This is a genomic window from Caballeronia sp. KNU42, from assembly GCF_053760385.1.
Map to the genome: position 1 here is coordinate 1,390,476 of NZ_CM132390.1, position 23,552 is coordinate 1,414,027.

General features: G+C 60.9%; 19 protein-coding genes and 1 pseudogene. 8 read left to right on the plus strand and 12 right to left on the minus strand.

Going from position 1 to position 23,552, the window contains the following annotated elements:
- The first annotated feature begins 39 nt into the window (after positions 1 to 39).
- Positions 40 to 387, plus strand: a complete 348-nt coding sequence (gene nirD / locus ACSOSP_RS37475) for a nitrite reductase small subunit NirD (protein ID WP_455314067.1) — start codon at positions 40 to 42, stop codon at positions 385 to 387.
- Positions 388 to 415: 28 nt separating this feature from the next.
- Entirely contained in the window at positions 416 to 4,612 is a 4,197-nt protein-coding gene (locus ACSOSP_RS37480) for a sulfite reductase subunit alpha (protein ID WP_455314068.1), read from the plus strand.
- A gap of 26 nt (positions 4,613 to 4,638) precedes the next feature.
- On the opposite strand, the gene ACSOSP_RS37485 is transcribed toward ACSOSP_RS37480, so the two are convergent.
- Positions 4,639 to 6,018 (minus strand): MFS transporter, encoded by a 1,380-nt coding sequence (locus ACSOSP_RS37485; protein WP_455314069.1) that lies wholly within the window; start codon positions 6,016 to 6,018, stop codon positions 4,639 to 4,641.
- Between the two features lie 46 nt (positions 6,019 to 6,064).
- Complete coding sequence (locus tag ACSOSP_RS37490; RefSeq protein WP_455314070.1) at positions 6,065 to 7,315, minus strand: amidohydrolase family protein; 1,251 nt, start codon at positions 7,313 to 7,315, stop codon at positions 6,065 to 6,067.
- Between the two features lie 489 nt (positions 7,316 to 7,804).
- Between ACSOSP_RS37490 and ACSOSP_RS37495 the strand changes: the two genes are divergently transcribed.
- The gene (locus tag ACSOSP_RS37495; protein ID WP_455315358.1) at positions 7,805 to 9,010 is read left to right on the plus strand and encodes an acyl-CoA dehydrogenase family protein; all 1,206 of its coding nucleotides are present in this window, start codon (positions 7,805 to 7,807) and stop codon (positions 9,008 to 9,010) included.
- 197 nt (positions 9,011 to 9,207) lie between these two features.
- Here ACSOSP_RS37495 and ACSOSP_RS37500 read toward each other — a convergent pair whose 3' ends face one another.
- The 4 genes from ACSOSP_RS37500 to ACSOSP_RS37515 all read right to left on the minus strand — a co-directional run bounded on the left by ACSOSP_RS37500 (position 9,208) and on the right by ACSOSP_RS37515 (position 13,508).
- Positions 9,208 to 10,173, minus strand: coding sequence for a glycosyltransferase family 2 protein (locus ACSOSP_RS37500; RefSeq protein WP_455314071.1), 966 nt, complete (start codon positions 10,171 to 10,173; stop codon positions 9,208 to 9,210).
- Between the two features lie 310 nt (positions 10,174 to 10,483).
- Complete coding sequence (locus ACSOSP_RS37505) at positions 10,484 to 11,314, minus strand: IclR family transcriptional regulator (protein WP_455314072.1); 831 nt, start codon at positions 11,312 to 11,314, stop codon at positions 10,484 to 10,486.
- Positions 11,315 to 11,366: 52 nt separating this feature from the next.
- The gene (locus ACSOSP_RS37510) at positions 11,367 to 12,689 is read right to left on the minus strand and encodes an MFS transporter (RefSeq protein WP_455314073.1); all 1,323 of its coding nucleotides are present in this window, start codon (positions 12,687 to 12,689) and stop codon (positions 11,367 to 11,369) included.
- Positions 12,690 to 12,737: 48 nt separating this feature from the next.
- Positions 12,738 to 13,508, minus strand: a complete 771-nt coding sequence (locus ACSOSP_RS37515) for an SDR family oxidoreductase (RefSeq protein ID WP_455314074.1) — start codon at positions 13,506 to 13,508, stop codon at positions 12,738 to 12,740.
- Positions 13,509 to 13,783: 275 nt separating this feature from the next.
- On the opposite strand from ACSOSP_RS37515, the gene ACSOSP_RS37520 reads away from it, so the two are divergent.
- The gene (locus ACSOSP_RS37520) at positions 13,784 to 13,987 is read left to right on the plus strand and encodes a cold-shock protein (RefSeq protein ID WP_031363642.1); all 204 of its coding nucleotides are present in this window, start codon (positions 13,784 to 13,786) and stop codon (positions 13,985 to 13,987) included.
- 68 nt (positions 13,988 to 14,055) lie between these two features.
- Here ACSOSP_RS37520 and ACSOSP_RS37525 read toward each other — a convergent pair whose 3' ends face one another.
- Together ACSOSP_RS37525 and ACSOSP_RS37530 are read right to left on the minus strand one after the other, a co-directional pair.
- Positions 14,056 to 15,519 carry an amino acid permease gene (locus ACSOSP_RS37525; RefSeq protein ID WP_455314075.1) on the minus strand — a complete coding sequence of 488 codons (1,464 nt, stop codon included), beginning with the start codon at positions 15,517 to 15,519 and terminating at the stop codon, positions 14,056 to 14,058.
- Between the two features lie 353 nt (positions 15,520 to 15,872).
- Positions 15,873 to 16,991: a 3-deoxy-7-phosphoheptulonate synthase gene (locus tag ACSOSP_RS37530; RefSeq protein WP_455314076.1), complete on the minus strand. Its 1,119-nt coding sequence runs from the start codon at positions 16,989 to 16,991 to the stop codon at positions 15,873 to 15,875.
- 337 nt (positions 16,992 to 17,328) lie between these two features.
- Between ACSOSP_RS37530 and ACSOSP_RS37535 the strand changes: the two genes are divergently transcribed.
- Positions 17,329 to 18,057 (plus strand): FadR/GntR family transcriptional regulator, encoded by a 729-nt coding sequence (locus ACSOSP_RS37535; RefSeq protein WP_455314077.1) that lies wholly within the window; start codon positions 17,329 to 17,331, stop codon positions 18,055 to 18,057.
- Positions 18,058 to 18,224: 167 nt separating this feature from the next.
- Entirely contained in the window at positions 18,225 to 19,538 is a 1,314-nt protein-coding gene (locus tag ACSOSP_RS37540) for an MFS transporter (protein ID WP_455314078.1), read from the plus strand.
- Positions 19,539 to 19,588: 50 nt separating this feature from the next.
- Here the strand turns inward: ACSOSP_RS37540 and ACSOSP_RS37545 are convergent, their stop codons facing one another.
- The 3 genes and pseudogenes from ACSOSP_RS37545 to ACSOSP_RS37555 form a co-directional block, all read right to left on the minus strand.
- The gene (locus tag ACSOSP_RS37545; RefSeq protein WP_455314079.1) at positions 19,589 to 19,912 is read right to left on the minus strand and encodes a type II toxin-antitoxin system RelE/ParE family toxin; all 324 of its coding nucleotides are present in this window, start codon (positions 19,910 to 19,912) and stop codon (positions 19,589 to 19,591) included.
- Entirely contained in the window at positions 19,909 to 20,064 is a 156-nt protein-coding gene (locus ACSOSP_RS37550) for a hypothetical protein (RefSeq protein WP_455315436.1), read from the minus strand. Before ACSOSP_RS37550 ends, ACSOSP_RS37545 begins: the two co-directional genes overlap by 4 nt.
- Positions 20,060 to 20,200 (minus strand): annotated as a pseudogene (locus tag ACSOSP_RS37555) (manganese catalase family protein); the annotation flags it as partial. The gene ACSOSP_RS37550 and the pseudogene ACSOSP_RS37555, both read right to left, overlap by 5 nt.
- Before the next feature lie 135 nt (positions 20,201 to 20,335).
- Between ACSOSP_RS37555 and ACSOSP_RS37560 the strand changes: the two are divergent.
- On the plus strand, positions 20,336 to 20,752 hold the full coding sequence (locus ACSOSP_RS37560; RefSeq protein WP_455315359.1) for a CopG family transcriptional regulator: 417 nt from the start codon (positions 20,336 to 20,338) through the stop codon (positions 20,750 to 20,752).
- 43 nt (positions 20,753 to 20,795) lie between these two features.
- Positions 20,796 to 21,797, plus strand: a complete 1,002-nt coding sequence (locus tag ACSOSP_RS37565; protein WP_455314080.1) for an extracellular catalytic domain type 1 short-chain-length polyhydroxyalkanoate depolymerase — start codon at positions 20,796 to 20,798, stop codon at positions 21,795 to 21,797.
- A 103-nt stretch (positions 21,798 to 21,900) separates the two neighbouring features.
- Here the strand turns inward: ACSOSP_RS37565 and ACSOSP_RS37570 are convergent, their stop codons facing one another.
- Positions 21,901 to 23,445, minus strand: coding sequence for a methyl-accepting chemotaxis protein (locus ACSOSP_RS37570; protein ID WP_455315360.1), 1,545 nt, complete (start codon positions 23,443 to 23,445; stop codon positions 21,901 to 21,903).
- Positions 23,446 to 23,552: the final 107 nt, after the last annotated feature.

Here is a 23,552-nt window from a genome sequence, read left to right on the forward strand (position 1 = left end):
ACTCACAAGACCCATAAGACCTACACCAAGGACATCATCATGAACATCGATCGAATCCCAAGCTCATGGGTGCCTGTGTGCCCGCTCGACGACATCGTGCCGAACACCGGCGTCTGTGCGCTCGTCAACGGCGAACAGATCGCCGTGTTCCATCTCCACGATGGAACCCCGAGCGTGTTCGCGATCGATAACTTCGACCCGGGCTCACACGCGTCGGTACTGTCGCGCGGACTGATCGGCAATCTGGGTGAGCGCATTGTGGTGGCGTCGCCGATCTTCAAGCATCACTACGACCTTCGCACGGGCGAATGCCTCGAGATACCGGCGAACTCGGTCAACGCCTTTGCTGCACGCGTGGAGGACGGCCACGTGTGGGTCGCGGTATGAGCGCCGCACGCACATTGACAGATCTCGCATGATTTCCGGCAACGTCAAGACCGTGTGCCCATACTGCGGCGTTGGCTGCGGCATGGTCCTGCAAGTCGAGAAGGGGCAAGTCGTCAAGGTGTCCGGCGACAAGGAGCACCCGGCCAACTTTGGGCGCCTATGCACCAAGGGCTCGTCGGCGCATGTGGTCTTGCGAAAATCAGGCCGCCTGGAATGCGCCTTCATTCGCCATGAACGGGATCAGGACCCGGTCCCGTTACCCATGGCGCAAGCAATGACGGACACGGCCCAGCACCTGCGCAGGCTGCTCGACGAGCACGGCCCGGACGCGCTTTCGTTCTATGTGTCGGGGCAGATGTCGATCGAGGCGCAGTACCTCGTCAACAAGCTCGCGAAAGGATTTGTCGGCACCAATAACATAGAGTCCAATTCGCGCCTCTGCATGGCGAGCGCCGGCAGCGGCTACAAACTGTCGCTGGGCGCTGACGGTCCGCCGGGATCGTATGAGGACATCGACCGGGCCAACCTGTTTTTCGTGATCGGCGCGAACATGGCCGACTGCCATCCGATCCTGTTCCTGCGCATGATGGATCGCGTGAAGGCCGGCGCGAAGCTGATCGTGGTGGACCCGCGCCGCAATGCGATCGCCGACAAAGCCAGCCTCTTCATGCAGATCAAGCCGGGCACCGATCTCGCGTTGCTGAACGGCCTGCTGTATCTGCTGCATCAGAACGGTCATACCGATGCTGATTTCATCGCCGAATCGACCGAGGGCTGGGACGCGATGCCGGACTTTCTGGAAGGCTATTCGCCGGACAAGGTGGCTGAGATCACCGGCATCCCGGAAGCGGATATTCGTCGCGCGGCGCAATGGATAGGCGAGGCGCCCGAGTGGATGAGCTGCTGGACCATGGGTCTCAACCAGAGCACGCATGGCACCTGGAACACGAACGCCGTCTGCAACCTGCATCTCGCCACGGGCAAGATCTGCCGGCCGGGCAGCGGGCCGTTCTCGCTCACGGGACAGCCCAATGCCATGGGCGGGCGCGAGATGGGTTACATGGGACCCGGGCTTCCCGGCCAGCGTTCGGTGCTGGTGGAAGAGGATCGGGCTTTTATAGAAGACCTGTGGGGCGTTCCGAAGGGCACGCTCAAGACGTCGCTCGGGCAAGGCACCGTGGACATGTTCTCGCGAATGGTGACTGGCGAGATCAAGGCCTGCTGGATCATCTGCACCAATCCTGTTGCAAGCGTGGCGAACCGGCAGACCGTGATTGCGGGCTTGCAGGCCGCGGAGTTGGTGATTGCACAGGATGCGTTCCTCGATACCGAAACCAATCGCTACGCCGATGTCCTTCTGCCCGGCGCGCTGTGGGCTGAGGCCGAAGGCGTGATGATCAACTCCGAGCGCAACATGACGCTCATGCAAAAGGCCATCGAGCCGCCGGGCGCCGCGTTGCCGGACTGGCAGATCATCGCGCGCGTGGCATGTGAAATGGGTTTCGCCGATGCGTTCACGTATGCATCGGCGGAAGAGGTCTTCGCCGAGATCACCAGGACGTCGAACCTCAAGACGGGCTACGACTTGCGCGGTGCGAGCCATGAGCGCCTGCGCGAGACGCCATTGCAATGGCCGTGCGCGCCGGGCGTTGCTGCTGATCGGAATCCGGTTCGTTATATCAACGATGGCGTGAGCCAGGCGCTTAAGCAAATGCCCGACGGCAGCCGTCCGCGGCTCGTCTTTCCCACTCCAACCGGCAAGGCTGTTTTCTTTGCCCGTCCGCATGTGGCGCCGGCCGAAATGCCTGACAGCGAACGGCCTATTGTGCTGAATACAGGCAGGTTGCAACACCAGTGGCACACCATGACCAAGACCGGCAAGGTGCCCATGCTGAACAAGCTGAACCCTGCCCCGTTCGTGGAGATTCATCCCGAGGATGCGGCGGCGCTGGGTATCAAGGCGAAGGATGCGGTCGAGATTCGTTCGCGCCGCGGCCGCGCCGTGCTGCCGGCGGTCGTCACCGATCGGGTTCGCGCCGGTAATTGTTTTGCCCCCATGCATTGGAACGATGTCTTCGGCGAAGAACTCTGCATCAACGCCGTGACGAATAATGCGATCGACCCGATATCGCAACAGCCTGAATTCAAGTTCTGCGCCGTTGCCCTCAGCCGCGTAGCGCCTAAACCTGACACGGTGAATCCTGAGACGTGTGACGATACTGTCCGTCCGGGACACGTCGAGCCCGTTGTTGCCGATCACGCCCGTCCGAACCAGGAACTGGACATGTCCCGTATTGATGCCCTTGCCATGCTGCTCGGTATTCCGGAAACGCCGGCGCCCGAACTCAGCGAGACCGAACGCATCTATCTCGGCGGCTTCATGAGCGGCCTGCGCTCGACGGAGGGCCGGGAAGCAGGTGGCGTGCCGACAGTGCCGCCCGGTGCACCCATGGCCCCCGTCACGCGGCTTTGGCTCGACGGTGTCCTCGCGGGACTGTTCAGCCGCACGGAAACGGCTGTGCCAACATTGGCCGCGCCGGTCGCAACAGCGACCGCCGAGTCCGCCGTGCGCATTGCGCGCGCGCGGCCAAAAGTCGTGTTGCTGTGGGCTTCCCAGACCGGGAATATCGAATCGTTAACCGAACGATACGCGACCCAGTTGATGGAGTCCGGCTTCGAAATACGGACCACGTGCATGGCCGACTATGCGGTGTCCGACCTGGAGAAAGCGCAGTACGTTCTGCTGATGACGAGCACCTTCGGCGATGGCGACGCCCCCGACAACGGCGAGGGTTTCTGGAGCGCGATCAGTGCCGACAATGCCCCGCGCCTGGATGACGTGCGCTACGCCGTGCTGGCGTTTGGCGATCGCAACTATGACGCGTTCTGCGGTCACGGCCGCAAGCTCGATACGCGTTTGCTCGAACGCGGAGCGATACGTCTGCTGGAGCGAGTGGACTGCGATGCCGAGTACCAGCCCGCCGCCGACGCGTGGCTCGAGCGTATCGTCGCGCGAATCAAGGAAGAAGATGCGGCGCTGCATGCGGTCCCGGCAGAGGGCATGATCCCGGCCGTGCTGCCCGGCACCACGCCTTCGAAGACCCATCCGGCGGCCTCGCGGCTAGTGAAGAATCTGCGGCTCAACAAGCACGGCGCGACGAAGGACACGCGTTATTTCTCGCTGGATACCGCTGATTCGGGTCTTGAGTATGAGGTTGGCGATGCCCTCGGGGTGTGGCCGAGAAACTGCCCCGAACTGGTCGATGAACTCATCGGTCTGAGCGGTCTTAGTGCCGATGCCCTTGTCAATGTGGCGGGCGCGGGCGAGATGCGCCTTGCCGACGCGCTCGGCAAGCACTATGAAATAGCCCGCCCGAATCACGACGCGCTGGCCTTGATCGCCGCCCGCACGAGCAATGGTGCAGACAATGCGAATGGCTCGCTAAGCCGGCTGCTGCACGAGGACAACAAGGCGGACCTGAAGAAATGGCTGTGGGGTCAGCAACTGGCTGACGTGCTGCATGAATTCCCGGTGGAGCTTTCAGCCACGGAGCTGGTCGGCATGCTCAAGCGCATGCAGCCGCGCCTTTATTCGATTGCATCGAGTCCCAGGGCGCACCCTGACGAGATCCACCTGACCGTGTCGGCGGTCCGGTATAACAATGGCCGGCGTCAGCGCAAGGGCGTGTCGTCGACTTTTCTGGCGGATCGTGCGGGTGATGCCAGCGTGCCGGTGTTCGTCCAGAAATCGGCGCATTTCCGTCTTCCCCATCACGGCGATGCACCCATGATCATGGTCGGTCCCGGCACCGGCGTGGCCCCGTTCAGAGGCTTCCTGCATGAACGCCTCGCGCGCGGCGACACCGGCCGCAACTGGTTGTTCTTTGGCGAGCAGCATGCCGCCACGGACTACTACTATGGCGATGAGCTCGATGAGATGCGCCGCAAGGGCTTGCTGAACCGCCTCGACCTCGCTTTCTCGCGGGATCAGGCCGACAAGATCTATGTGCAGGATCGCATGCGCGAGCACGGCGCGGAGCTCTGGTCGTGGCTCGATGCGGGCGCGCATTTCTATGTCTGCGGCGACGCGGGCCGCATGGCGAAGGACGTCGACGCAGCGCTCAAGTCTGTCGTGGCTCAACACGCCGGCATGAGCGACGACAAGGCCCGCGAATACGTCAGCGAGATGGTCAGGGACAAACGTTATGTGCGGGACGTGTATTGACGTCCCGCGTGAGTCCAATATGTCGGCTAACTGCGCAACTGCTGCGCCGCGATATCTTCGAGCGACCGTCCACGCGTCGGCACGCCCATCAGCACCACCGCCGCCGCACCGACCAGCAGCACGAACGTGGTTGCGCCGAACACGCCGGGAAAGCCCAGAATAGGGTACACGTACCCCACTAAAATAGGCGCGGCGATCGCGCCCAGCCGGCCGATGGATGAAGCGAGACCCGCGCCGGTCGCGCGGACATCGGTTGGAAATACTTCGGGCGTGTACGCATAAACACCCGCATACGTGCCGTTCATGAAGAACGACAGCAGCACGCCGGACATCATGATGCCCGAGTCGCTGCGCGTGAGCGCAAGGCCCAGTGCCGACACGCCCCCCAGCACCATGTACGACGCAATGGTCGCCTGCCGCCCGATCTTTTCGTTCAACCATGCACCCGAGAAATAGCCTGGTATCTGAGCGATATAGATCACGAGCGAGTAAGAAAAGCTGCGTGTGATCGTCATGCCGCTCTGCACGAGCAGACTCGGAATCCACGTAAAGAATGCGTAGTAACTGAAGGTGATCGACAACCACATGAGCCATGTCATGGCCGTAATGCGCGCGAGTTGACGTGACCAGAGCGCCTTCACATTCGCGAGCGCCGACGCGCGTTCAGCCGCAATAGGAACTTCCGCTGCGGCCGCCGCGTCAGTTGCCGGCAAGGGTTCGAGTTTTACGCCCGCCGCCATCAACTCGGCTTCCGCCTTCGCGACGATTGCCTCGGCTTCCGCGTGCCGCCCGCGCGCAACCAGCCAGCGCGGCGATTCGGGCAACGCGCGCCGCCACCATAGCAACATCACGATCGGCAGGGCGGTGATCACCATCACCACGCGCCACGCGTTCGGCGCCAGCGGGATCACGAAATAACCAAGCAGCGCAGCCGCCACGAAACCGAATGAGAAGAAGCCGGCGAGGCTGCCCGTGAATGCGCCGCGATACCGCCGCGCGACGAACTCCGACAGGAACGGCGCGACGATCGCGCTTTCGGCGCCTGTCCCGAGTCCGGCAAGAATGCGTGTTCCGAGGAAGAACGGCCAGTCGTGCGCGGTTGCGCTGGCCAGCGATGCAACGCAGTAGATCACCAACGCATACATCATGACGCGCCGCCGTCCGATCAGGTCGCCGAGAATGCCCGCCAGCATCGCCCCGAGGAAGTAGCCGATAAAGGTGCCGCTGCCGAGCACGCCCGTCTGCACGCTGGTAAGCCCCCACTGCGTGCGCAGCACCGGCAGCAGGAAGGCGAGCACGGCGGCGTCCATCGCGTCGAAGGTGTAGCCGAGCCCGCCCATCAACAGCAGCCGTCGATGAAAAGATGAAAACGGCATGCGTTCGATACGGGCGGAAATCGTCGACATGGGTAACGCGCCTCGCTGTCAGGAATGAGCGGAATCGGTTTGAGCTTTAAGCGTGTTCGAGTTCATCGAAGTGGATATGGCCGCCTTTCATCACGAACGGAAGGTGTTCGCCCTGACCGAGCAGGCAGTCGATGGATCGCAGCGGATCGCCGTCGACGACCAGCACATCGGCGAACGCGCCCGGCACGAGGCGGCCGAGTTTGCCGGTCATGCCGAGTACATCGGCGCCGACCACCGTTGCGCTTGCTATGGCTTCAGCCGGCGATAAAACCTCGGTGCGCAGGCGGAATTCATCGCTTTGCAGACGCTGCGCTTCACCCAGCAGGTCCGTGCCGAAGCCCATGCGTACGCCCGCGCGTTTCAATATCTCGAGAGACCTGAGGCCGGCTTCGTGTACGTCGGCCACCTTCGCCAGGCTCGCTTCCGGCAGGCCGTATTTGGCGCCCTCGCTGGCGAGCGCTTCATAGGTCACAAGCGTGGGGACCACGAAGGCATCGTGTTCCGCGACCAAGCGGGCCGTGGCGTCGTCGATGAGATTGCCGTGCTCGATCGTGCGCACGCCGCAGCGCACCGCACGCGCGATGGCATCGGGCGTGTAGGCGTGAGCCAGCACGTAGGTCTGGCGGCCGCGCGCCTCGGCCACGATCGCGCGGATCTCGTCCTCGGAGTATCCCCATGCACCGACGGGGTCCGTCGGCGATGCAACCCCGCCGGATGCCATGATCTTGATCTGGTCCGCGCCCATCTGAAGCTCTTCGCGAACGGCGCGTCGCACTTCGTCCACGCCATCCGCTACACGCGTAAGAGCGCCGACGCGTACACAACATCCGCAAGGCGAATCCGGTGGCATGTAGTCGGTGCGCGTGCGCATGTCGCCATGACCACCGGTCTGGCTCAGCGCGCGGCCGGAGACGAACATGCGCGGGCCTTCGGCCAATCCGGCTTCCACGGCCTGCTTGAACGGATAGCCTGCGCCGCCTGCGTCGCGGATGGTGGTGAAGCCTCGCCGCAGCATCGCGCGCATCAACGGCACGGCGCGCAGCGTGACGAGCACGTTGGGCAGGGTCATCACGCGCGGGAGATTGAATTCGACCGCAATCACATGCACGTGGAGATCGATCAGGCCGGGCATCAACGTCTTGCCTTTCAAATCGATCACACGGGCACTGGCGGTTTTGATCGGGCGGTCGGAGACTTCCTTGATTTGCCCGTCTTCGACCAGGACCTCGTGGCCGGGGATCAGCTCTGGCTGCAACGGGTCCAGCAGCGCACCGTTGCGAAACAACACCGACGTCATCGCGACTCTCCTTGGAAGGTGGAATCCGGGGCGCGGACTGCGCGAGTGGACGCGCTTGGCTTGGACCGCACGAGCAGCAAACTATACGCCGCGCTTGGGCGAGCGCGCCAGCGTGTCATTAATTGCATAAGGGAAAGCACCGCAAGACTGGTTTGGCTGCACATTTACCCTGTGCCTTGGTTCCCGCTGTTTTATGGCTTCGACAGGTTATCGCCGTGTGCGCGGAGTCAATGTCCGGGAGCGCTCACGCAGCTAAATTGGCGTAACTTCGGCGACCTTCAACGCCATCATCGTGCTTCCCGGGTCAGCGCTGGAACAAGGCTATGATTGTTCTCATGGATTGAGCCGACGCGCCACTGGCCGGCCCGGCGCATCGCTATCATGACGGCGACCGGCAACATCGTGGTGTCGCCGCCATTTGATCGATTAACCCGAAGATAATGCCCCCGCGTTTCGTGGCGCCAGGAAAGGAGACCCTGCATGAGCAGCATGGACGTTGTACAGACGGAGCGCGCGAGCGAAATCGCCAAGCGTGTGGAAGAGTTCGTGCGCACGGTGGTGGTCCCCTACGAACGCGATCCGCGTTGCGGCACTCACGGCCCGAGTGAGGAACTGGTGCGCGAACTGCGCGCCAAGGCGCGCGCGGCGGGCGTTCTTACGCCGCATATCCTGGCCGGAGGCGGCCATCTCACGCAACTCGAAACTGCAACTGTCCTGAAGCAGTCGGGCTTGTCGCCGCTCGGCCCGGTGGCGGTCAATACCGCCGCGCCGGACGAAGGCAACATGTACCTGATCGGCAAGATTGGCACCGCGGCGCAGAAGGAGCGGTTTCTCGCGCCGCTCGTAGCGGGCGATGTCCGCTCGGCATTCTTCATGACCGAACCCGCGTCGGATGGCGGCGCGGGCTCCGATCCTTCCATGCTCCAGACCACGGCCAGACGCGATGGCGAGCACTGGGTCATCGACGGTACAAAGGCCTTCATTACCGGCGCTGAAGGGGCATCGGTCGGCATTGTGATGGCGCGCAGCAGCACGGGCGCAGACCGTGAGGACAAAGTCAGGGCGACCATGTTCCTGGTCGACTTGCCGCATCCCGCCATTCATCTCGAACGAATCCTCGACACGATCGACAGTTCGATGCCCGGCGGTCACGCGGTGGTGCGCATCAATGGTTTGCGAGTGCCAGACGACCAGGTGCTGGGTGAAGCGCACGAGGGATTCAAATATGCGCAGATCAGGCTGTCGCCCGCGCGGCTATCACATTGCATGCGCTGGCATGGCGCGACCACGCGCGCGCATGAGATCGCGACACACTACGCCTGCACGCGCCGCGCATTCGGGAAGTTGCTGATCGATCACGAAGGCGTGGGCTTCATGCTTGCGGAGAATCTGATCGATTTGCAGCAGGCGGAACTGATGATCGACTGGTGTGCAGCCGTACTCGATGGCGGCTCGCTAGGCACATCCGAAAGTTCGATGACCAAGGTTGCCGTAGCCGACGCGCTGTTCCGCGTGGCCGACCGCTGTGTGCAGGTGATGGGCGGCACCGGTGTATCGCGCGATACGGTGGTCGAGCAAGTGTTCCGTGAGATTCGGGCGTTTCGTATCTACGACGGCCCCACGGAAGTACACAAGTGGTCGATCGCGAAGAAGATCAAACGCGACACGCTTTCAGGGCTTAATAGCGTTCAATAACGCTCAAGGCGGCTAGAAGGCGCCGCCGGGGTACGCGTCTACGCGCGCTCTTCGCGAGACAGCGCGCGGAACGTGTCCCACCAGTACCCAAGCAAAATGTTCGCAATGCAAAATAACAGCGATTAACCCGGCCGCGTCATTTGTCCACCCGGGATCGCGGTGAACCCGGGCTGAATCCTGGCGGAAAGCGTCCCGTTTCAGCCGTTTTGCGTGCTGCTTTTATAGCTTTCCGCGCTGGCGAATCCCTTGAGGATCAGCATCAGGTGGAAGTAGAGCCGTTTGCTTAGCCCATAGTTGTACGCGTACAAATGCGCGAGCGCTATGCTCAGCCCTTGCATGGGTTGATGGTTGCGTGCATAGACCGACACCACGATCGGCACGATTCGCTTGAGCGCCAGTTCACGCGCCGGCTCAAGGCTGCTGTCAAGCTTCAGTGACTTAAGAAAGTCGTAGGCCAATACGGCTGCGGCGGTGGTCGAGCGCGCCGTGGTCTTGGACATCGAAACGTCGGTCTTCCGATAAAACGACACGTATTCCTTGAGGTAATACACCTTGCGCGCGGCAATGCAAATCTGCGCGCCGAACACGAATTCACAACCGATGCCGTATTGCTTCCTGTAGCTGATTTTCTTGACCAGAGCCGCATTCGCGAGCCAGCCATTGTTGGGCATCATCTGAATCAGGCCGACGCGTCCGGGATTGTCCTGCAGGCCGACCGCGGCGTCCGTGCGGTGATAATCCGTATTGAGCTGACGGCTCGCTTCCATATCGACCCGGCCGGTATCGTCCATCTGATATTGGTCGCCGAATGCGATTTCCAGGTCCGGGTAGAGGTTCCAGGCGGACAGCAGGCGTTCTATGCAGTCGGGTTTGAGCGCGTCGTCATCGTGAATCAGGAGGATTTTATCGCCGGTGGCGCGGTTGAAAAGGCTGGCAATATTGTCGGCCTGCCCGAGCGGCGGTTCATTCTTGACGTAGGAGATGCGCGTCTCGTGCAAATACGTTGTATCCATCAGGTTACGCGTGCGCGTATCGCTGGAATCGTCACCAATGACTATTTCGATGTTCGCGTGGGTTTGCTCAAGACACGAGGCAAGCGATTCCATCAGCAGTTCGGGCCGGTTGCACGTTGGCAGGCAAATCGAAACTTTGGTCTGTCGCATGATGTCTTCACCGTGGGCTGATTGTTGGACCGGCCGGGCGCATCCGGGCTAAGCCGGCAATGGCGGGGTCGGATTATTGAAAGACTGCGTAAGAGTGGGCGGCGTTGCTGGTTTTATACGGTTGCGCATTTATTTCGTCAACGCGATTAAATCGCGCTAAAACCGGCGCTGATTTATTTTTTATTTTTTACTCTGCGGACGCTTAAATTTCGTAACAATTCATCTGACAATAAAAATCACATGAATTCCGAACGCGCAAACGGGCGCTCGAATGACGGCATTCGAGCGCCCATACCAAAGCAAGCAGGGCTTATTCGCCTTCCAGGTTGTAACCGCTGAACCCCATGAGCGCAGACAAGCGCGCGGTCATCTCGCCGACCATCCTGCAAACTTCGTCGAATTCGGGATTGATCTTTTTATCGATGCGTTCGAGATACGGCACATTGACCGCCGCCACCGCGTCGCCGCTGCTCCCAATCACCGGGAATGCCACGTTGGTCACGCCGCGCATTTGCCGGCTGGGCACGATCTCATGTCCGGTCGCGCGAATCTCGTCGAGCAGCGCCAGCAAGGCAGCCGGCTCCACGTCGTTCTCGCCTTCCACGCGCGTATGCGCGGCAAGCATTCGCTCCCGCTCGGCCTGATCGCGGAAAGCGAGCAGCACGTGGCCCGACGAGGTGTCGGTCAGCCCCATCACTGCGCCGACTTTCAGCCCGAAGGACCATCGCTCGGGACTATCGACTTGCGCGATGACCGCTACGCGGCCGCTGTGATGGATCGACAAATGACACGACTGCCGCGTCATGTTCGCCAGATCGCGCAACAGCGGCAGCGCCATGGCGGTCAGCGATCGAATCGGCTGTTGCCGGTGCGCCATCTCGAACAGCTTGAGCGTCAGCGTATAGCGGTCGTTATGATCGCCTTGCACATAACCGCGGCGCTCGAGCGTCACGACCATGCGAAAGATTTCGCTCACTGTGCGCCCGAGCTTCACAGACAGTTCGTTGAGCGTATAACCCTCGGCGGTGTCCACGAGCACGTCGAGAATATCGAGTCCCTTTTCGAGGGCGGGTGCGGCGTAGCGTGGGCTGTCGGCGCTTTCGCCGGACGCGTTCCGGGAGGGTTTCAGAACTGTATTCATGGCAAGTTGGTGAGCGAAAAGGAGCGCGTCGGCATTGGCTTGAGCAAGACCATCAAAGCGCTTGATCGCGGTTGGCGATACGCGCCGGCAAGCCGAACAGGATCAGCAGTGCCGCGAGGATCAGCACCGCCGCGATAGCGTACAGACCGCCTGACGGCACGCCGGTCATATCCACTACCTTGCCGACCAGATACGGGCTGATGATGCCGCCCAGATTGCCGATGGAGTTGATCAGCGCAATGCCGCCGGCCGCCGCCGTGCCGCTCAGGAACGCGGGCGGCAAGGTCCAGAACACCGGCAGGCAGCCGATCGCCCCCACGGCGGCAATCACGAGCGAGATCATGGCAAGCGTGGTGTCGTGTGCGAAATACGCGCTCAGGATATAACCGATGCCACCCACGCCGACCGCCAGTCCCAAGTGCCAGCGGCGCTCGCCGTGCCGGTCCGAACTCCTGCCGAGCGCCACCATGCCAATGCCCGCCGCCGCATACGGAATCGCTGTCAGCAGACCGATGGTCATCGGACTGGTGATGCCGGTGTTCTTGATCAGTTGCGGCATCCAGAACGTCAGGCCATACAGTCCCATCAGCATGAAGAGGTAGATCAGCGAGAGCAGCAGCGTGCCGGGCTGGCGCATGGCATCGATGAATTTGTGCGACGTGCCGTGGTCCTCGCGATCCAGGTTGGCTTGCAAGACAGCCTTTTCTTCATTGCTGAGCCACTTCGCGCTGGCAATGCGGTCATCGAGAATCGCGAGCACCAGCAAGCCGAGCAGGGCGGTTGGCAAGCCTTCGAGCAGGAACAGCCACTGCCAGCCGGCCAGTCCGCCGAGACCGGCGAAGCGCGTCATGATGAAGCCCGACAAAGGGCCGCCGATCACGCCCGAGATGGAGATCGACGTCATGAAAAGTGCATTGATACGCGCTCGCCGCTTGGCGGGGAACCAGTACGTGAAGTACAGGATGATGCCCGGCAGGAAGCCCGCTTCTGTTGCGCCGATCACGAAGCGCAGCACATAGAACCACGTTTCCGATGTCACGAACATCATCGCGGCCGAAGCGATGCCCCACGAGATCATGATGCGCGCGATCCAGACACGCGCGCCTACGCGGCTGAGGATCAGGTTGCTGGGAATCTCGAAGATGAAATAGCCCACGAAGAAGATGCTGGCGCCAAAACCATACGCAGCGTTCGAAAGGCCCAGGTCGCCCTGCATCTGCAGCTTGGCGAAGCTGATGTTGACGCGATCGAAGTAGGCGAAGATGAAGCAGACGATCAGCAGCGGCACGATCCGCCACACTGCCTTTCGATACGCGTTCTCTTCAAGCATAGCGGCGGCTTCCGGGCTCGCCGCTAGCGGAATCGATCCTGACATGGAGTCTCCTCTTTTTTTATATTAATAAGCGATACGAAGCAATTTGGCTTAATTCGACCAGCCGCCGTCGATCATGTGAATCGCGCCGGTGGTGAACGCGGATTCATCGGAGGCAAGGTACGTCACCAGCGCCGCGACTTCTTCGGCGCGCCCAACCCGTCCAATCGGCTGACGCGCGACGAACGCGGCACGAACCTGCGCCTCGTCCAGATGAGACGCCGCGGCCTGACTCGCGATCCGTCCACGCAGCGAAGGCGACTCGATCGTGCCGGGGCAAATGGCGTTGCAACGAATGGCCTGGCCGACGAAATCGGCGGCGACCGATTTCGTCAAACCGATCACGGCCGCCTTGGATGCGCCATAAACGAAGCGGTTCGGCACACCTTTCACGCTCGACGCCGCGGACGCCATGTTGATGATCGATGCTCCCTTGCCTGCGTCGATCATGGCGGGGAGGAACGCGCGAATGGTCCGGTACATGGCTTTGACGTTCAGGTCGAAGCTGAAGTCCCAGTCTTTATCCGTGCACTTGAGGATGTTGCCGTCGTGGACGTAGCCGGCGCAGTTGAACAGTGCGTCGAGCGGGCCGGTCGTGGCTGCGAACGCGTCGACATCGGCGGAATCGAGCACGTCCAGGCGCGCGGTGCGCAATGTGGAGCCTTCTCCCGCGTCGCGGGCGAGTTCGACGAGCGCGCTTTCGTCGATATCGGTTGCCCAGACGTGGGCGCCTTCAGCGGCGAGCATGAGCGCGGAAGCCCGTCCGATGCCTTTGCCGGCAGCCGTCACCACGATGTTTTTGCCTTCGACACGCTTGACCATTGATGCTCCTTTTTCGGTGGTTGGTTCCGTCGATGCGGCTCCCCGAAAGGGTTCTCCGCATGGGTTTTGCGTCTAATTTTCACATATGAAAAGAATTTTTATAAGTGAAGGTAAACGCGGAGATGCGCTGAAAGGGCGGCGGAAGGCGCTTCAGAATGGATTTTTCGACGCAGGGCGCCGGGCGATTTGAAGTTCAGCCGACGCCAACAAAAAGCGGCGCCGACGAAAACCACCGCGCGTGATACCGTTCCCCTTTTTCCAGCCAGGAGACGGCCATGCCGACCGGACGAGTAAAGTGGTTCAGCGATGCAAAGGGTTTTGGATTTATCACGCCGGACGACGGCAGCGAGGAGCTGTTCGCCCATTTCTCGGAGATCAAGACCGAGGGTTTCAAGTCATTGCTCGAGAACCAGAAAGTGAGTTTCGATATTGGCCAGGGCCCCAAGGGCAAGCAGGCGTCGAACATCCAGCCTGCCTGATATCACTCAGGGCCCCGTTTGAGTCCGCCGGCCAGAGAGACCTGGTCAGCGCCGGGCGAAGCGCGGCGTCATCCCACGTGCCGCTCCGGATGCCGCAGCCGCGAGTTGTTGCGTCCATACGAGAAGTAGATCACGAGCCCGATCACCAGCCAGACTACGAGCCGCATCCATGTGACGAGCGGCAGGCCGGTCATCAGGAGCACGCAGAACAGGATGCCGAGAATGGGTACGATCGGCACTGCCGGCACGCGAAACGGCCGGTTCGCACCGGAGTCGCTGCGCCGCAGATAGATCACCGCGCCGCACACCAGGACGAAGGCGAATAGGGTGCCAATACTCACCATCTCGCCCAGCACGCTGATCGGCGTGAATGCCGCGACGACAGCGACAACCACCCCGATCATGGTCTGGCTGAGGTGGGGCGTCTTGAGACGCGGATGAACCCGCGCGAACAATCCTGGCAGCAAGCCATCCTGCGACATCGTGAAGAAGATGCGGCTCTGTCCGTACAACAACACGAGGATCACGGTCGTCAAGCCGGTCAGTGCACCGATCTTGATGAGGACGGAGAACCAGGTGAGGCCGATCACGTCGACGCCCTTTGCAATCGGGTCGGGCACGTTCAATTCGCCATAAGGCACGAGTCCGGTGAGCACCCCCGCCACCGCGATGTACAGGATCGTGCAGATGATCAGTGAGCCAAGGATACCGACGGGCATGTCGCGCTGCGGCTTCTTGGCTTCCTGCGCACAGGTCGATACCGCATCGAAGCCGATGAACGCAAAGAACACGACTGCTGAGCCGCGCAGGATTCCGCTCATGCCGAAGTTGCCGAATTCGCCGGTGTTGGCCGGGATGAACGGATGCCAGTTCGCCGGATGCACGAAGAACACGCCCAGCGCGAGAAACGCCACCACGACGAACAACTTGACCGCGACCATCACGTTGTTCAGGCGCGCCGACTCCTTGGTGCCCATCACCAGCATGAGCGTGAGGATCGCGACGATGAAGACGGCAGGCAGGTTGACGATTCCCGCCACGGATGTCCCGTCGGCAAGCTTCACCATGGTGCCGGGAGCCGCCGCCATCTGGGGTGGAAAATTAATACCCACGTTACGCAGCAGGCTGACGATATAACCCGACCAACCGACCGCAACGGTGGACGCGCCCATGGCGTACTCGAGGATCAGGTCCCAGCCGATGATCCATGCAAACACCTCGCCTAGGGTGGCGTATGTGTAGGTGTAGCTGCTGCCGCATACAGGCAACATGGCGGCGAGCTCGGAATAACATAGCCCGACAAACGCGCAGGCGATACCGCCGAGGATGAACGACAGGATGATGGCCGGTCCCGCGAACTGCGCGGCGGCCGTGCCAGTCAGCACGAAGATGCCGGCGCCGATGATGGCGCCAATGCCCATTGCCGTAATACTGAGTGCCCCGAGCGTCTTCGCTAGCGGGCGCTCGCCGCCCTCAGCACTCTTGACGATATCGGCAACGGATTTACGCGCCATGTAACTCGTGTCAGCCATGATGTGTCGCCTCGGTCGTACGTTGGTGGGCACGAATTGAACGGGTGCAGTCCCGGTTCAACTTGCGAATCACTACGAAAAACGCTTGATGCAAGACCTTCATGCAAGACCTTCATGCAAGACCTTCACGCAAGACGACTCGCGACGACTCACTGCAGTGAGTGAATGACGCTGACGGGATTAAGTCTATGCCGAATGAAATTCAATGGGAAGCTAAGCAATGACCCTATCTTGCACGGGTGAGGGTGCAAGACAGGCGAGAGAAGGGAGAGTCGATCATCACGTGAGCACGCGATGGGTTTGCGGCAATGCAACGTTAAACGAGGCTCGCCAAGCCTCGTATTGAATCAGGATCAGTGCTTGCGGCGCTCACGTACTGCAGCAGCGAGCGTTTGCAATACCGGCTCCGTTTGAGTCCAGGCGAGGCAGGCATCGGTAATGGAGACGCCGCGGCGCAGCGGCACCCCGGGCTTCAGATCTTGCCGTCCCTCGTCGAGATGACTTTCGATCATCACGCCAATGATGCGCTTGTCACCGCCACTCAATTGCCGCGCGATGTCCTCACCTACCTCGATCTGGCGCAGGTGCGACTTGCCCGAATTCGCATGCGAGCAATCGATCATCACCTGTTCGCGAAGTCCCACGTCCTTGAGTGCGGCACAGGCGGTGGCGACCCCTTCGCTATCGTAGTTCGGCCCCTTCTTGCCGCCGCGCAGGATCACGTGTGCATCCGCGTTGCCGCGGGTTTCGAAGATGGCAGCCATGCCCATCTTGGTCATGCCCATGAACGCATGGCTTGCCTGGGCCGCGACGATGGCGTCCGCTGCGATCTGCACGCCGCCGTCGGTGCCGTTCTTGAAACCGATCGGGCAGCTTAAGCCCGAAGCCAGTTGCCGATGGCTCTGGCTCTCCGTCGTCCGTGCGCCAATAGCGCCCCACGCAATCAGGTCCGCAATGTACTGCGGGCTCAGCAAGTCAAGAAACTCGGTGCCCGTTGGCAAGCCGATGCCGCTGATGTCGAGCAGCAACTGGCGTGCGCGGCGCAGGCCTTCGTTGATCCGGAACGTGCCGTCCAGCAGCGGGTCGTTGATGTAACCCTTCCAGCCCACGGTGGTACGCGGTTTTTCGAAATATACGCGCATCACGATCAGCAGGTCGTCACGCAGTTCGTCAGCGGTGGCCTTCAGCAGGTGCGCGTATTCGAGCGCCTGGTCATGGTCGTGGATCGAGCACGGTCCGACGACAATGACCAGCCGGTCGTCGCGGCCTTGAATGATGTCGGCTATTTCGACGCGGCTTTTTTCAACCAGCGTCTGTACCGCAAGCGGCACGGGCAGGTCGTCTTGCAGCAGCGCAGGCGAAATCAGCGGGCGGACGGCGCCGATGCGGACGTCGTCGATGCGGGTCGTATCTTGCGTCGAGTCGGCACGGCCGGCCTCCTGGTCGTGATAAGGGTTGTCGAGGCGGCTCATGGGATGGTTCTCCGGAAACAGGGTGACAGTCCGTGATTATCGCATTTGGGCCGGTCAGTGCAGGAGACCGGATAGAGGAAGATGAGCAAGGACATGGAAGCGGGTTGAGCTCGGCCGGCAGCAGCCCGATGACCCGTGTCCACGATTCATCGCGTGATCAGCGACGTTCCTGCGCAGATCTCCTCAATTGAAGTAATGCCAAAGCGCGTTTCGATAAAAACGACACAAGCGCGTTTACCCTCAATTTAGTCATACTATTTTGAATTTTCGAACGCCGTACTTATGCTGTGCTTACGTCGGTCAGCGGGTCAGGACTGAAGCTTATCTTTCATTGAACATGGACTATCGACATCTCCAGCATGGCAAAAGCATGCACGGGCGCATCGTGCAGGATCTCGGCATGGATATCGTCGGCGGCAAGGTGGCGCCCGGTGAACGGCTGCCCGCCGAAGTGCTGCTGTGCGAAACCTATGGCGTGAGCCGCCCGGTCCTGAGGGAGGCAACGCGGGTGCTCGTGGCGAAGGGACTGGTGGTGTCGAAGCCGCGGGTCGGCAGTGTCGTCAGGCCGCGCGCTGACTGGCATATGCTCGATCCCGACGTGCTCCACTGGACGCTCAGCAGCGTGCCCGAAGGCGAGTTCTTCCGGTCGCTGCTCACCGTGCGGCGCATCATTGAACCGGCTGCTGCGGCGCTCGCCGCCACGAGCGGCAGCGGGGAGGATCTGGCCCGGATCGAGGCGGCTTACTCGCGCATGGAAGCGGCCGCGAGCGCGCCCGAATTGCTCGAGCCCGACCTGGAGTTTCATCGCGCGATCATGGCGGCAACTCACAACGACATGCTGGCGTACATCGGCAATATGTTGTCGCTCGCGTTGTCCGAATCCATTCGCCTGACGAGCCGTCATCCCGATACCCACGCGCTCTCTCTGCCGCGGCACAAGGCGATTCTCACGGCCATTCAAAGCCGCGATCCGCTGGGCGCGCGGCAAGCAAGTCTGGTGCAACTCGAAAGCGCCCGGGTTGATGCGGACAGCGTGCTTGAAGAGGGCGGCACGCGCCGCGCGTAGCCGTTGTTTGATCTTCCATTATCGGGCGATATAGTAAGACTAATCAACGGATTGGTGCGGGTTTACGCCGCTGCCTCTTGCTTTCGATGCGAAATATAGTGTGACTATTAATAAACATAAATGGGCGTCCATCGAGGCCGCCCCTTCGCATGGACGAGGAGACGGATGTGGCTGACAAGCTCGTATCTCCAGCCGGAGTAGCCGCCGGCGCCGGTATGAATTTTCGCTGGACCGTGCTGATATGGCTGGTGGCGGGCGGCATCATCAATTACATCGACCGCGCCAGTCTTTCCATCGCGGCGCCGGAAATGATTCGCGAACTTGGGCTTTCGCGCACGCAGATCGGCTTGCTTGGCACCGTGTTCGCGTGGACCTATGCGGTGATGCAATTGCCGGCAGGATGGGTGATCGACCGGTTTGGCGCGAAGAAGGCTTACGCCATTGCCATGATCTGGTGGAGCGTCGCGACCTACATGACCGGCGTGGTCGGATCGGTCAGCGCGCTGCTCGTGATGCGTGCGTTGCTGGCGGTCGGCGAAGCGCCGTGCTGGCCGACCTCGGCGAAGATCACAGCTGCGTGGTTCCCGATGAAGGAGCGCGGGTTTGCCACGGGCATTTGGGATTCGTCATCGAAATGGGGACCGGCGCTCGCGCCCGCGGTGCTGGTTGCGTTGATGGTCGCGTTTGGATGGCGCTCGCTGTTTCATGTGGCGGGGTTTGTTGGTATCGCGTTCGCCATCGTATTTCTCTTTCTCTATCGGAACCCCGAGCAGAGCAAGCGGCTTTCGAAGCAGGAGTTTGCTTATATAGAAGCGGGCGGTGGCGGCCGTGAGCGGTCGATCAGCAATTCGACCCACGAGTGGCGCGGGCTCTTCACGCACCGCAGCGTGTGGGGCATGATCCTTGGCTATTTTTGCGCGATCTGGTTGTGGAACCTGTTCCTCGTGTTCCTGCCGCTGTATTTGCTCGATCGCTTTCACATATCGTTCGTACAACTGGGTATCTACGCGAGCATTCCGTGGATCGGCGGCGCGGTGGGCGAGATCATCGTGGGGTATCTGACCAAGAAGATGGTCGATCGCGGCATGGCGACGCCTATTGATGCTAAGCGCATGTGGATCGTGATCTGCGCGATCGGTGCGGCGGCTTCCGCGGTGGCCATTCCGTTCGTTGATTCGCTGGGTGTCACCATCACGCTGATGACGCTGGGACTTGCGTTCCTTGCGGCGATTATCGGCGCTGCATGGGCGTTGGCGTCGGACGTTGCGCCCAAATCGATGGTCGCCTCGGTCAGCGCGATCCAGAATTTCGGCGGATATTTTGGCGGAGCGTTCTCGCCGGTAGTGGCGGGGTTTATCGTCGATAAAACCGGCTCGTATTCGATCGCGTTGATTTCAGGCGGGCTGATTGCGGGGTGTTCCGCGCTGTTTTATTGGTTCATGGTGCGGCGAGTGGTGCCGGAGCGGGGAGCGGTTGTTTAACGACGCGGACGGGCCTTCCGGTTTCCTGATAGCGGCCGCGTATGTTTCGCTTAGCGGCAGACGCTGAGTAATCTCTGGTTCAGGAGCTCTTCCAGATCCTGGGCTTGTCCGCAGACCACATGGATAAATATCTGGTTGCCCGCAATTTCATAAATGATGCGTTGCTGATTGGTTAAGACTTGCCTGTATCGATCTGGATAGCCAAGTAGTTCCGGAGTACGCGAGCCAGACAAGGGGATATCTTCAATCTGAAAAATTTTGTTTTTCAGCTGTGCCTTGACCTCGCTCCAAGTTCCCTTCGGCTTGTGTCTGGTGACGTAACCCCGCAGATTATCCAGGTCTCTTTTTGCCGAGTCGAGGATGATGAGATTCATTCGCTATCCTCTTCATCAAGGCGATCCAACTCGGCAAAGACGTCAGCGGCAGATGAAAACTTACCCTCAGCAATCTCTTTTTGGCCTAATGCCAGGATTCGAAGCAGGGCATTTGTTTGCCGCTGTCGCTCGAATGTATGGATGTCTTGCACTGCGCGCGGCCATGGCTTGCAACACATCCACGTCTTCCGCCGATACCCCCACGGTCGCCAATCCGTCGCCACCATCCACAGCTGGTTGCGGATCTTCCACGAACTTCCAGTCGCCGCCTTCGTTCCGCGGTCCGCGTACCGGCGGCTCGCTGAGGCGCCTCGTCCCGATTCCCAGCTTCTGCAAACTGCACTGAAATCGGCAAAAACCTTGACGTATCGCAAAAACCAGCCTATAACCATCTCATTGGATGGTAAAGGGATGGTTTGAATGATGCAAAAAGTTGAGGTACTCAGGCCGAAGGGCGGTGAGACGGAGAAGATCACGATCAACCTGGGTCCTGTGGACTTGGGGCAGATCGACCTGCTGGTGGAAGAGGGTTTTTACTCCAACCGCACGGACCTGATCCGCACGGCTATCCGGAATCAACTCGCGACACACTCTCAGGTCGTGAGCGAAACGGTGACGCGCCGCGCGCTGGTATTGGGTATGCAGCACTTTTCCAGGGCCGATCTTGAAGCGGCGCGCGCGGCGGGTGAACAGTTCGACATTCAGGTGCTGGGACTCGCGAGCATTGCTGCCGACGTGTCCGCCGAACTCGCGCTGGACACGATCGCATCGATCGTCGTGCTCGGCGCTTTTCATGCCTCGCCTGCGGTAAAGGCAGCGCTAGCCGGACGGATTGCTTAGGCATGCTTGCAGATGGAATTAGCAAAAGACAAAGGGAAAGATAATGAAAATCAACGAAGGATTTCTGCATTCGATGCAGGATGCAATGAAGCTGCTGCGCTCACGCGGTCCGAAGGAAGCAACGGCGGCGCTGCAGCGTGCGCTTGGGGCGCACGCTCAAGCCACGCCTCAAACGAATCCGGATGCCCCGGCTGTCACGTATCCGGGCGCCTTCACGACTCATACGTTCACCAATGCCGCCGGTCATCGGAGCTACAAGCTCTACGTGCCGAAGCAGCACAACGGCCGGCCGCTGCCGCTGGTGGTGATGCTGCATGGCTGCACGCAGGACGCCGACGACTTCGCCGCGGGCACGCAAATGAACGCGCTGGCGGAGCGGGAAGGATGCATCGTGGCGTATCCGGTTCAGCCGCAGGGGGCGAACCCATCGAAGTGCTGGAACTGGTTCAAGCCCGCCGATCAGCGACGTGACAGCGGCGAGCCGGCTTTGATCGCAGGCATTACGCGAGAAGTGATATCGAAGCACGCAGTTGACCCGGCGCGCGTATATGTGGCCGGATTGTCGGCGGGCGGGGCGATGGCCGCCATCATGATCCAGGCGTATCCGGATCTCTATGCCGCTGCATGCGTCCATTCAGGGCTGGCAGTGGGGGCGGCCCATGATTTGCAATCGGCGCTGGCGGCCATGCGAGGTGGAAAGTCACCCGGCGCTCGTCGCGCGGCGGCACCGAAACGACCGCTGATTGTTTTTCATGGCGATGCCGACGCAACCGTGCATCCATCAAACGCGGCTGAGTTGTTGCGCGGTTTCGGCGCTCAGGCCGTCGTCTTCGACGAGACTTCGCGAGGAGAAGCGGGCAAGCGCAAGAGCACGGTGGAGCGGCTGAAATCAGCGGACGGCGTTGATGCCGAGTTGTGGCGCATCCATGGCGCTCCGCACGCCTGGGCCGGGGGTAGCGCAAATGGTTCGTACACCGATTCAACGGGCCCGGACGCGAGCGCGGTCATGATGCGCTTTTTCCTCGATCATCCGTTGCAAAGTTGACCGGTAGCACCTTCGGCAACATGGTGTCTGCCGATTCAAGACGAAAGGGCCATGCGAATGGCCCTTTCGTTCATTGTTGCATCGTAAAACTAACTACACCCTATCAAGCCGGCAGCGAAAAGCTCCCGATCGCTTCTCGCAGCACATCGACCTGATCCTTCAGCGAATGTGCCGCCGCTGCAGCTTCTTCCACCAGCGCCGCGTTCTGCTGCGTTACCTGATCCATTTCGCCCACTGCACGGTTCACCTGTTCAATACCCGCGCTCTGCTCATTCGAAGCGTGGCTGATTTCATCGAGGATCTCGTTCACGCGGCGCACGGAACTCACGATTTCACCCATCGTCGCGCCGGCGTTCGACACCAGCGACGCGCCTTCCTTCACCGTCTCCGTCGATGTCCCGATCAGCGCCTTGATCTCCTTCGCTGCAGTCGCGGAGCGTTGTGCGAGGCTGCGAACTTCCGCCGCCACCACTGCAAACCCGCGGCCTTGTTCGCCGGCGCGCGCTGCTTCCACGGCCGCGTTCAGCGCCAGGATGTTGGTCTGGAACGCGATGCCGTCAATCACGCCGATGATGTCGCCAATCTGCTTCGAGCTTTCCGTAATACGCGTCATGGTGTGAATGACCTTCTCGACCACGCCGCTGCCGCGCTGGGCTACATCGGCGGCTTCTCCGGCGAGCTTGGCGGCTTGCGTCGCGCTGTCGGCGTTCTGCTTCACGTTCGCCGTCATCTCGTCCATGCTCGACGCGGTCTGTACCAATGCGGCGGCCTGCTGCTCGGTGCGTTGCGACAGGTCGGTATTTCCCGCTGCAATCTCCGATGCCCCCACGTTGATGTTCTCGGTCCCGGTGCGCACCCGCGTGACCGTTTCGACCAGACCGCTTTGCATCTCGCTCAACGCGAACATCAGACTATGTGAATCGCCGTCGGCAAGGGGTACGCGTGTGGTCAGGTCACCGCGCGCAATGCGCTGCGCCGCGCTCACGGCATTTGACGGATCGCCGCCGAGTTCACGCTTGATGCTGCGCAACACAAGCAGCATGACAAGCGAAGCGAGCACGCCGAGCACGGTGGTGATCGCGAACCAGCGCATCGCACTCGCGTAGAACGCGGCGTCGATGTCGTCCGTGTACATGCCCGTCACGATGACCCAGTCCCACGGTACGAAGTGCTTCGCGAAACTCATCTTCGGCACGGGTGTGTCGCTGCCAGGCTTTGACCACAAATAGTTGACGAAACCGCCTTCGGGCGTCGAGCGGGCGGCGTTGACAATATTGACGAAGAGCTTGTTGCCCGCCGGGTCGGTGAAGTTCGCGAAGTTGTGTCCGTTCATCGCCGGCTTGATCGGATGCATGATCATCGTGGACTGCGTGTCGTTGACCGAGATGTAGCCATCCGTGCCATAACGAATCGAAGAAAGCACTTCAAGCGCGCGTTTTTTCGCTTCGTCTTCGGAGATTGTCTTGTTCGCGGCGAGACTCTGGAAATGCGCCGTGGCGCTGGTACCTTCCGCAATCAGCGCCTTCAATTGTTCACGGCGATCGTCCATGGTCGATGATCGGCTTTGCCACGCCCCTATAAAACCGATCGCGATCAGTCCGAGCCATAGCACGGCGATCATCGATCCGAGCTTCTGATTCAATGTCATCTTCTTCATGTCTGCGCCATCGCCTAATGTTGAACCGTCTGATTGAATGTGCGGCGTCGGGCGTTGCCAAACGCTATGCGTGACTTCTTTACGGCAAAGCGCTGGCC

Excerpts from the sequence above, each read along its gene's own strand:
- nirD (WP_455314067.1), top strand. The coding sequence starts at position 40 with ATGAACATCGATCGAATCCCAAGCTCATGGGTGCCTGTGTGCCCGCTC.
- ACSOSP_RS37480 (WP_455314068.1), top strand. The coding sequence starts at position 416 with ATGATTTCCGGCAACGTCAAGACCGTGTGCCCATACTGCGGCGTTGGC.
- ACSOSP_RS37485 (WP_455314069.1), bottom strand. The coding sequence starts at position 6,018 with ATGTCGACGATTTCCGCCCGTATCGAACGCATGCCGTTTTCATCTTTT.
- ACSOSP_RS37490 (WP_455314070.1), bottom strand. The coding sequence starts at position 7,315 with ATGACGTCGGTGTTGTTTCGCAACGGTGCGCTGCTGGACCCGTTGCAG.
- ACSOSP_RS37495 (WP_455315358.1), top strand. The coding sequence starts at position 7,805 with ATGGACGTTGTACAGACGGAGCGCGCGAGCGAAATCGCCAAGCGTGTG.
- ACSOSP_RS37500 (WP_455314071.1), bottom strand. The coding sequence starts at position 10,173 with ATGCGACAGACCAAAGTTTCGATTTGCCTGCCAACGTGCAACCGGCCC.
- ACSOSP_RS37505 (WP_455314072.1), bottom strand. The coding sequence starts at position 11,314 with ATGAATACAGTTCTGAAACCCTCCCGGAACGCGTCCGGCGAAAGCGCC.
- ACSOSP_RS37510 (WP_455314073.1), bottom strand. The coding sequence starts at position 12,689 with ATGTCAGGATCGATTCCGCTAGCGGCGAGCCCGGAAGCCGCCGCTATG.
- ACSOSP_RS37515 (WP_455314074.1), bottom strand. The coding sequence starts at position 13,508 with ATGGTCAAGCGTGTCGAAGGCAAAAACATCGTGGTGACGGCTGCCGGC.
- ACSOSP_RS37520 (WP_031363642.1), top strand. The coding sequence starts at position 13,784 with ATGCCGACCGGACGAGTAAAGTGGTTCAGCGATGCAAAGGGTTTTGGA.
- ACSOSP_RS37525 (WP_455314075.1), bottom strand. The coding sequence starts at position 15,519 with ATGGCTGACACGAGTTACATGGCGCGTAAATCCGTTGCCGATATCGTC.
- ACSOSP_RS37530 (WP_455314076.1), bottom strand. The coding sequence starts at position 16,991 with ATGAGCCGCCTCGACAACCCTTATCACGACCAGGAGGCCGGCCGTGCC.
- ACSOSP_RS37535 (WP_455314077.1), top strand. The coding sequence starts at position 17,329 with ATGGACTATCGACATCTCCAGCATGGCAAAAGCATGCACGGGCGCATC.
- ACSOSP_RS37545 (WP_455314079.1), bottom strand. The coding sequence starts at position 19,912 with ATGAATCTCATCATCCTCGACTCGGCAAAAAGAGACCTGGATAATCTG.
- ACSOSP_RS37560 (WP_455315359.1), top strand. The coding sequence starts at position 20,336 with ATGCAAAAAGTTGAGGTACTCAGGCCGAAGGGCGGTGAGACGGAGAAG.
- ACSOSP_RS37565 (WP_455314080.1), top strand. The coding sequence starts at position 20,796 with ATGAAAATCAACGAAGGATTTCTGCATTCGATGCAGGATGCAATGAAG.
- ACSOSP_RS37570 (WP_455315360.1), bottom strand. The coding sequence starts at position 23,445 with ATGACATTGAATCAGAAGCTCGGATCGATGATCGCCGTGCTATGGCTC.